Source organism: Vibrio sp. V42_P2S4T144, from assembly GCF_009904715.1.
Lineage (GTDB): Bacteria > Pseudomonadota > Gammaproteobacteria > Enterobacterales > Vibrionaceae > Vibrio > Vibrio alginolyticus.
Window position 1 is genome coordinate 1 of sequence record NZ_WXWS01000467.1, and the last position, 7,973, is coordinate 7,973.

Sequence of the window (7,973 nt, forward strand, 5' to 3'; positions counted from 1 at the left end):
TTAGAATACGCGCCATCAAATGTGGAGACTGTTTTCTAACCAGAAAACACCCTGCAAAGGTCTTTACCAAAACTGGCCAATATTTTACCCCAAGAGGTAAAAACAAGTTCATTTTTGGCAAACATCTTTAACTCCGTGAATTTGAGGAAAATGGAAGCATGAATAACGCTCGTCCTATTCGCCGTGCGCTTATCAGCGTATCAGACAAAACAGGTATTGTTGAGTTTGCGCAAGCTCTTGCTGAGCGCGGTGTCGATATCCTATCTACTGGTGGTACAGCTCGCCTACTTGCCGAACAAGGCATCGCCGTAACTGAAGTCTCTGACTACACTGGTTTCCCAGAAATGATGGACGGCCGCGTTAAAACGCTTCACCCAAAAGTTCACGGTGGTGTGCTTGGTCGTCGTGGCCAAGATGATGACGTGATGGAAAAGCACGGCATCAACCCTATCGATATGGTTGTCGTAAACCTATACCCATTCGCAGAAACCGTTGCCAAAGAAGGCTGTACACTAGCCGACGCTGTTGAAAACATCGATATCGGCGGCCCAACCATGGTTCGTTCTGCAGCGAAAAACCACAAAGACGTGACTATCGTTGTTAACGCAGGTGATTACGGCCGCGTAATTGCAGAGATGGACGCAAACGAGAAGTCTCTAACACTAGAAACTCGTTTCGACCTAGCTATCGCAGCATTCGAGCACACAGCATCTTACGACGGCATGATCGCAAACTACTTCGGCACTATGGTTCCATCTTACGGTGCCTCTTTGCTTGATGAAGAAGGAAAGAAAGGTGATGAAGAGAGCAAATTCCCTCGTACGTTCAACCAACAGTTCGAGAAGAAGCAAGACATGCGCTACGGTGAGAACAGCCACCAAGCAGCCGCATTCTACGTTGAAGCAAACCCACAAGAAGCATCCGTTTCTACTGCTCGCCAAATCCAAGGTAAAGCCCTTTCTTACAACAACATCGCAGACACGGACGCAGCGCTTGAGTGTGTGAAAGAGTTCAACGAGCCAGCATGTGTAATCGTAAAACACGCAAACCCATGCGGTGTTGCTCTAGGTAAAGACATCCTAGAAGCGTACAACCGTGCTTACCAAACTGACCCAACATCTGCATTCGGCGGCATCATTGCATTCAACCAAGAGCTAGACGCAGCAACAGCAACCGCTATTGTTGAGCGTCAATTCGTTGAAGTGATCATCGCACCTTCTGTTTCTGCTGAAGCGATTGAAGTGGTTGCAGCGAAGAAGAACGTGCGTCTACTTGAGTGTGGCGAATGGACAACTAAGACAACTGGCTTTGACGTGAAACGCGTGAATGGCGGTCTACTGGTTCAAGACCGTGACCAAGGCATGGTAAGCCTAGACGACCTAAAAGTGGTTTCTAAGCGCCAGCCAACAGAAGAAGAGCTGAAAGATGCACTGTTTTGCTGGAAAGTAGCGAAATACGTGAAATCTAACGCGATCGTTTACTCGAAAAGCGACATGACTATCGGTGTAGGTGCTGGCCAAATGAGCCGCGTTTACTCTGCGAAAATCGCGGGCATCAAAGCTGCAGACGAAGGTCTACAGGTTGAAGGTTGTGTAATGGCATCAGATGCATTCTTCCCATTCCGTGACGGTATCGACGCGGCTGCAGAAGCGGGCATCAAGTGTGTGATCCAACCAGGTGGTTCTATGCGTGATGACGAAGTTATCGCAGCGGCAGACGAACACGGCATGGCGATGATCTTTACCGGTATGCGTCACTTCCGCCACTAATCCTCTCGTCTTCACTGGGACGATAACTGCGTTGACGGCGTTCACTTATCCTAATCACATAGCATACTATGCTCATAGGAATAAGTTCACTTGTCGCCTTGTCCTCGTCCCATTGAATTAGAGAGGCCATACTCAGGTCTTTGCGAAATATCTGAGTGTGAGCAAACGGTATTTATAAGATTAAGGATTTTCATATGCGAGTTTTAATCATTGGTTCAGGCGGTCGTGAACATGCGCTAGGTTGGAAAGCGGCACAAAACCCAAATGTTGAGACTATCTTCGTTGCACCAGGCAACGCAGGTACAGCACTAGAGCCAAAACTAGAGAACGTAAACATCGATGTAGAAGACATCGCTGGCCTTGTTGCTTTCGCCAAAGAGAAGGCGATTGAACTGACTATCGTTGGCCCAGAAGCACCGCTGGTTATTGGTGTGGTTGATGCGTTCCGCGAAGCAGGTTTGCCAATATTCGGCCCGACCCAAGCAGCAGCACAGCTTGAAGGCTCTAAAGCGTTTACTAAAGACTTCCTTGCTCGTCACCAAATCCCAACGGGTGCCTACGCGAACTTCACTGAAATCGAGCCTGCACTGGCTTACGTGCGTGAGCAAGGTGCGCCGATTGTGGTGAAAGCCGACGGCCTTGCGGCTGGTAAAGGCGTGATTGTGGCAATGACGCTAGAAGAAGCCGAAGACGCAATCAAAGACATGCTAGCTGGTAACGCATTTGGTGATGCTGGTAGCCGTGTAGTTATCGAAGAGTTCCTAGATGGTGAAGAAGCAAGCTTCATCGTGATGGTCGATGGCGAGAACGTTCTGCCAATGGCCACCAGCCAAGATCACAAACGCGTAGGTGACAAAGATACAGGTCCTAACACTGGTGGCATGGGCGCGTACTCGCCAGCTCCAGTGGTAACACAGGAAATCCACAACCGCATCATGGAAGAAGTGATTTACCCAACAGTACGTGGCATGGCCGCTGAAGGTAACCCTTACACTGGTTTCCTATACGCGGGTCTTATGATCGACAAAGACGGCACTCCGAAAGTAATCGAGTACAACTGCCGCTTCGGTGATCCAGAGACACAACCTATCATGATGCGCATGGAATCGGATCTTGTTGATCTGTGCCTAGCGGCAATCGACGAGAAGCTAGATCAAGCGGAATCGAAGTGGGATCCACGAGCATCGATTGGTATCGTGCTAGCAGCCGGTGGTTACCCAGCAGCGTACAACAAAGGCGACGTTATTTCGGGTCTGCCACAAGTTGAAATTGAAGGCGAAAAAGTCTTCCATGCTGGTACAGATAACAAAGATGGCGACATCGTGACAAACGGTGGTCGTGTTCTTTGTGCAACCGCACTTGGCAACAGCGTATCAGAAGCGCAGCAGCGTGCTTACGAGCTTGCAAAACAGATCCGTTGGGATGGCATGTTCCATCGCAACGACATCGGCTACCGTGCAATTGCACGTGAGCAAGAAAAATAAAAACAACATAAGTTGGCTAAAAAACAAAAGGCGCACTCAGCGCCTTTTTTATTGTTCTTGTTCGAGAGAGTTCGAAGCAATGTTTATTCAGAGATCAACGTTGGCCGAGAAACACAATCAAAGTCATCGTCATTGAGCATCAACAATTCATCGACCATTGCTTTGTTTCGTGACTGCTTGCCGACAAAAGCCACATAACTGTCTACCGATGAGAGACGCTCGATAATAAATTTTGGCAGCGTCTGATTAAACTCGAGTGTCGAGAACACCTTACCTTTGCAGGTTTCAAACGATTGACCATTCCAATAACCTTGAATAAGGCTCTGATTGTTACGAGACTGCACCTTAACCGATGCCACTACGTCATTCGCTTCTGCTTTGTAGCGCTCTAATTGGTCATGCTGGAGTGGTAAGACTTTACGGTTAACACGATATTGTTGGTAAACCGCTTCGCCATCTTTATTGAAACGGATGTGGATTTGAAAAGGCACCAACTCTTGTTTGGTATCAACTTGCTCGCCTTTTCGAATCAACTCTCGCAACTCACCTTCATCCCAGCGATAATCACTCTGGAACCAACCATTGTCCCCCATAGTCACATAATCAGCCGCCGTACTCACACGAGTGAGTTTCTCTGTCATCCAGTACAAGCTGCTAGCATCTCCCGCAACTTTACCACCAGAAAAATGCGTGAATTGTTCTAAATTAGGCGTTTCAACCGATGAACAGCCAAAAAGGGTAAGGCTAGATAGGAGAAGTGAAGTGAGTAGATGTTTTTTCATGAAATTGCACCGAGGCAGGATACCTCGGTGCATTCTAACTTAGTTTACTGATTCTTTCAGCGCTTTACCTGCTACGAATGCTGGTACGTTAGCTGCTGCGATTTGAATCTCGTCACCAGTCTTAGGGTTACGACCAGTACGTGCAGCGCGGTGGTTTACTTTGAATGTACCAAAACCAATTAGTTGAACTTGGTCACCCTCTTTAAGTGCGCCAGTTACACCATCAAGAGTCGCTTCAAGAGCAGCTTTTGCTTGTGCTTTTGATAGGTCTGCTTTCTCTGCGATAAAGTCGATTAATTGGGTCTTGTTCATTAGGTTTCCCTTCTCATAGGTTATCGAATTCGTCTCACTCTAAAACATAAATGCCCCATCTGGCAAAGGTTTGTAAGCGATCTTTCGATTTTCTGACGTACTTTTAGCCATAATATGAGTAATAACTCACAATTTGTTACCACATACCCCCTGAAAACCCTTGCTTTCCAAGGTATTTGGACCAATTTATAAGTCACTTTTGCGGTTATAATAGCTGCAAATAACCACTATCAAACTACATTCAAGGGCAACTATGCTGCTGTTATCCATTTATATCTCTATTGCAATCGGCATTTCGTTTATCTGTTCGGTGCTGGAGGCGGTACTGCTGAGTATCAGTCCGAGCTACATTGCGCAGCTCAATCAACAGGGGCATCCCGCAGCTGGGCAATTGGCTAAGCTGAAATCAGATATCGACCGACCACTGGCATCTATTCTGACTTTAAACACCATCGCTCACACTATCGGCGCGGCCACTGCTGGTGCACAGGCTGCGGTTGTATTTGGTAGCGAAGCATTAGGTATCTTTTCGGCAGTGCTGACATTGGCGATCTTAGTGCTTTCAGAAATCGTACCGAAGACGATTGGCGCGACCTACTGGCGTCAGTTGGCACCCACTGCCGCGGTCGCATTGCGTTGGATGGTATGGGCGCTTACACCCTTTGTTTGGTTCTCAGAGCAAATCACCAAGCGTCTTGCTCGTAACCACGAAGCTCCAAAGATGCGTGATGAGCTGTCTGCAATGGCGATTCTGGCACGTGAAAGCGGTGAGTTTGCCGAGGGTGAATCAAAAATCTTAAGCAACTTGCTTGGCATCCAAGATGTACCCGTAACGCAGGTTATGACGCCACGACCAGTAGTATTCCGTGTCGATGCCACAATGACCATCAATGAGTTCCTAGAAAAACACAAAGATACGCCTTTCTCACGCCCATTGGTTTACAGCGAGCAGAAAGATAACATCATTGGTTTTGTGCATCGCCTTGAGTTGTTCAAACTACAACAATCAGGTTGTGGACAGAAACAGTTGGGAGCAATCATGCGCCCAATTCAAGTGGTGCTAAACAATACCACTTTACCTAAAGTATTCGACCAGATGATGACTCATCGCTTACAGCTGGCACTTGTTGTTGATGAATACGGTACCGTGCTAGGTTTGGTAACGTTGGAAGATATTTTTGAACACCTCGTAGGCGAGGAGATCATCGACGAAGCAGATAAAAGCACTGACATGCAGGAGCTGGCTTACCAACGCTGGGAAAGCTGGAAAGAAATGCACGGCGTAATCGAAAGCCGCGATGACGATGAAGAAGATAATGAGCCGGAGAAGCAGGATAAAGAGCCAGAAGCTCAAGAGCCACCGAAACCCGACTCGAAAGAATCGTAATCAGCATTAGGTATAACAGCTTAAACGCACAAACAAAAAAGGCATCCAGTTAGGATGCCTTTTTCTATTTATTCAACGATTAAAGTGCAATACCGATGTTGCTCACACCTTCTTCACGTAGCTCTTCACGCAAATCTTTAATCAAGCTGATGTCACGTTCTACCGCTTCACGCAGCGGACGGAAGATAGCCCACTGGACGTCCCACTCTTCACATACGGCTTCGTTTTCTTTCTGGTTGTCGTTAGTGATTGGCTCTGCGCCTTGTGCTTGCTCTAGATCAGCAACGGTTTGTACCGACTGTTGACTCACTTTAAGCATTGAATCGAAAAGGTAGTCGCGGTCCAATAGACCATGCAGTAACGTAGACAACCCCTGACACGCGTCCATCGCTGGGTAAACGCCGTAAAAATCGAACTCATCCGCACTTGGGAACAACTCTTCTAACTTCTCCAATTGACGTTCGAAGTTAATTTTCGCGTTCTTAACTGTCAAAATTTCCCATACACTATCAAGAATCGCTCGGTAAGCACGCGGGTCAGCAAATTCTGTATTCTCACAAAACATCGCATAGTTTGGATACATGCGTTCACACAGACACGCCATAAAGGTAATTTGTTGCCAAGGTTCTAGTTTTTCTAAACGAACCTGAAGAGGATTCTTAAGCATAGTCACTCAATCATTGAAGAAAAAAACAGCGAAAGTGTACTTGATTCATCACAGGGAAAAAAGTTAATGCCTCATTCAAATCAGATTTTCCTGCTCTCAGAGCATCGCGACACCTACAAAACGTTACTGGCAGAGAAAAATCTGCCCGATCTTTGTCTCACCGACCAACCAGAAGCAGCTCAGATCGTACTAGCGGATCCACCCTTACTATCACAAAGCTTAGACGAATTTTCACAGCTTGAATGGGTGCAATCCACGTTTGCTGGTGTCAACGCCTTAACATCCCCTAGCCTTCGTCAGGACTATACTCTAACTAACGTTCGAGGCATCTTTGGTCCACTGATTGCTGAATATGTTTTGGGTTACAGTATTGCCCATTACCGCCACTTTGCCCAATACCACCAGCAGCAACAAAACAAACAATGGCAGCCTCACCTGTACACGTCATTAAAAAGTAAAACCATGGTAATTCTTGGTACCGGTAGCATTGGGGGCTATCTGGGCAACGCCGCTAAAGCAATGGGGATAAAAACTATCGGTATTAACCGCACAGGTATCCCTACTCCAGGCGGCGAGTTTCATCAGACCTTTCATATCAATGAACTAAGTAAGGCACTTGAGCAAGCCGACATCGTTGTGAATACTCTACCAAGTACACCTGAGACGCGACAGTTACTTAATCGTCAAACGCTCAGCCAACTAAATCAGGCGTTATTGTTTAACGTAGGTCGTGGCGACGTACTGGATGAGGCAGGGTTGCTCTTCGCTCTGAAAAACCGTTGGGTAGAACACGCCTTCTTAGATGTGTTTGAGCAAGAACCGTTGTCGGTAGAGCATCCATTTTGGAAACTACCGCAAGTCACCATCACTCCACACATTGCTGCGCTGAGTTTTCCCGAGCAAGTCATCGAGATTTTTGCTGACAACTATCTACGCTGGCGCGATGGGTTTTCATTAAATTATCAAGTGGATTTCGAAAAGGGTTACTAAGAATGTCGTTAGACGAGCTATTGCAGCAAGTGAGGGCCTGCCAGATCTGCGCGGATAACTTACCTTTGGGTGCAAACCCTGTCGTGCAAGCAGCAAAAGGGGCACGCATCCTAATCATCGGTCAGGCCCCTGGCACACGTGTACACAAAACCTCGATACCTTGGAATGACCCAAGTGGTGATCGATTACGCCAATGGCTCGATATCGACAAAGACGTTTTCTACGACCCAAATAAAATTGCCATTGTCCCAATGGGATTCTGTTATCCAGGCAAAGGGAACTCTGGTGATTTACCGCCTCGTAAAGAATGTGCGCCCACTTGGCATAAAAAGATTCTTGAGCAGCTGCCCAATATAGAGCTCACTCTACTAATTGGTCAGTACTCGCAGCAGTACTATCTCACCAACAAACCAAAGACGCTCACGCAAACCGTTCAGCAATGGCAAGATTGGGAACCGGACTTTATCCCGCTCCCTCACCCATCTCCACGCAATACATTGTGGTTAAAGAAGAATCCTTGGTTTGAATCTGACGTCGTACCATACCTTAAAAAACGCGTTCACTCGATGCTTTAGGTTACCC

Annotated in this window: 8 protein-coding genes; 5 read left to right on the top strand and 3 right to left on the bottom strand. The window is 47.1% G+C overall.

Annotated features, from left to right (window positions below; translation table 11 throughout):
* The first annotated feature begins 158 nt into the window (after positions 1-158).
* Both purH and purD read left to right on the top strand, forming a co-directional pair.
* Positions 159-1,769: a bifunctional phosphoribosylaminoimidazolecarboxamide formyltransferase/IMP cyclohydrolase gene (gene purH / locus CAG68_RS15580; protein ID WP_086047089.1), complete on the top strand. Its 1,611-nt coding sequence runs from the start codon at positions 159-161 to the stop codon at positions 1,767-1,769.
* 194 nt (positions 1,770-1,963) lie between these two features.
* The gene (gene purD, locus CAG68_RS15585; protein WP_054730264.1) at positions 1,964-3,253 is read left to right on the top strand and encodes a phosphoribosylamine--glycine ligase; all 1,290 of its coding nucleotides are present in this window, start codon (positions 1,964-1,966) and stop codon (positions 3,251-3,253) included.
* Between the two features lie 83 nt (positions 3,254-3,336).
* Here the strand turns inward: purD and CAG68_RS15590 are convergent, their stop codons facing one another.
* On the bottom strand, positions 3,337-4,035 hold the full coding sequence (locus CAG68_RS15590) for a DUF1481 domain-containing protein (RefSeq protein WP_054730263.1): 699 nt from the start codon (positions 4,033-4,035) through the stop codon (positions 3,337-3,339).
* A 39-nt stretch (positions 4,036-4,074) separates the two neighbouring features.
* The gene (gene hupA, locus CAG68_RS15595) at positions 4,075-4,347 is read right to left on the bottom strand and encodes a nucleoid-associated protein HU-alpha (RefSeq protein WP_005382524.1); all 273 of its coding nucleotides are present in this window, start codon (positions 4,345-4,347) and stop codon (positions 4,075-4,077) included.
* Between the two features lie 253 nt (positions 4,348-4,600).
* Between hupA and CAG68_RS15600 the strand changes: the two genes are divergently transcribed.
* Positions 4,601-5,734: a hemolysin family protein gene (locus tag CAG68_RS15600; RefSeq protein WP_005382522.1), complete on the top strand. Its 1,134-nt coding sequence runs from the start codon at positions 4,601-4,603 to the stop codon at positions 5,732-5,734.
* Between the two features lie 79 nt (positions 5,735-5,813).
* Here CAG68_RS15600 and CAG68_RS15605 read toward each other — a convergent pair whose 3' ends face one another.
* Entirely contained in the window at positions 5,814-6,401 is a 588-nt protein-coding gene (locus CAG68_RS15605; RefSeq protein ID WP_005382520.1) for a YjaG family protein, read from the bottom strand.
* A gap of 66 nt (positions 6,402-6,467) precedes the next feature.
* Here CAG68_RS15605 and CAG68_RS15610 point away from each other — a divergent pair, with 66 nt between their 5' ends.
* Together CAG68_RS15610 and CAG68_RS15615 are read left to right on the top strand one after the other, a co-directional pair.
* A complete protein-coding gene (locus tag CAG68_RS15610) occupies positions 6,468-7,391 on the top strand; it encodes a D-2-hydroxyacid dehydrogenase (protein ID WP_086047091.1) in 924 nt (307 codons plus the stop codon).
* A 2-nt stretch (positions 7,392-7,393) separates the two neighbouring features.
* Entirely contained in the window at positions 7,394-7,966 is a 573-nt protein-coding gene (locus CAG68_RS15615) for a uracil-DNA glycosylase family protein (RefSeq protein WP_005382518.1), read from the top strand.
* The last annotated feature ends 7 nt before the right edge of the window (positions 7,967-7,973 follow it).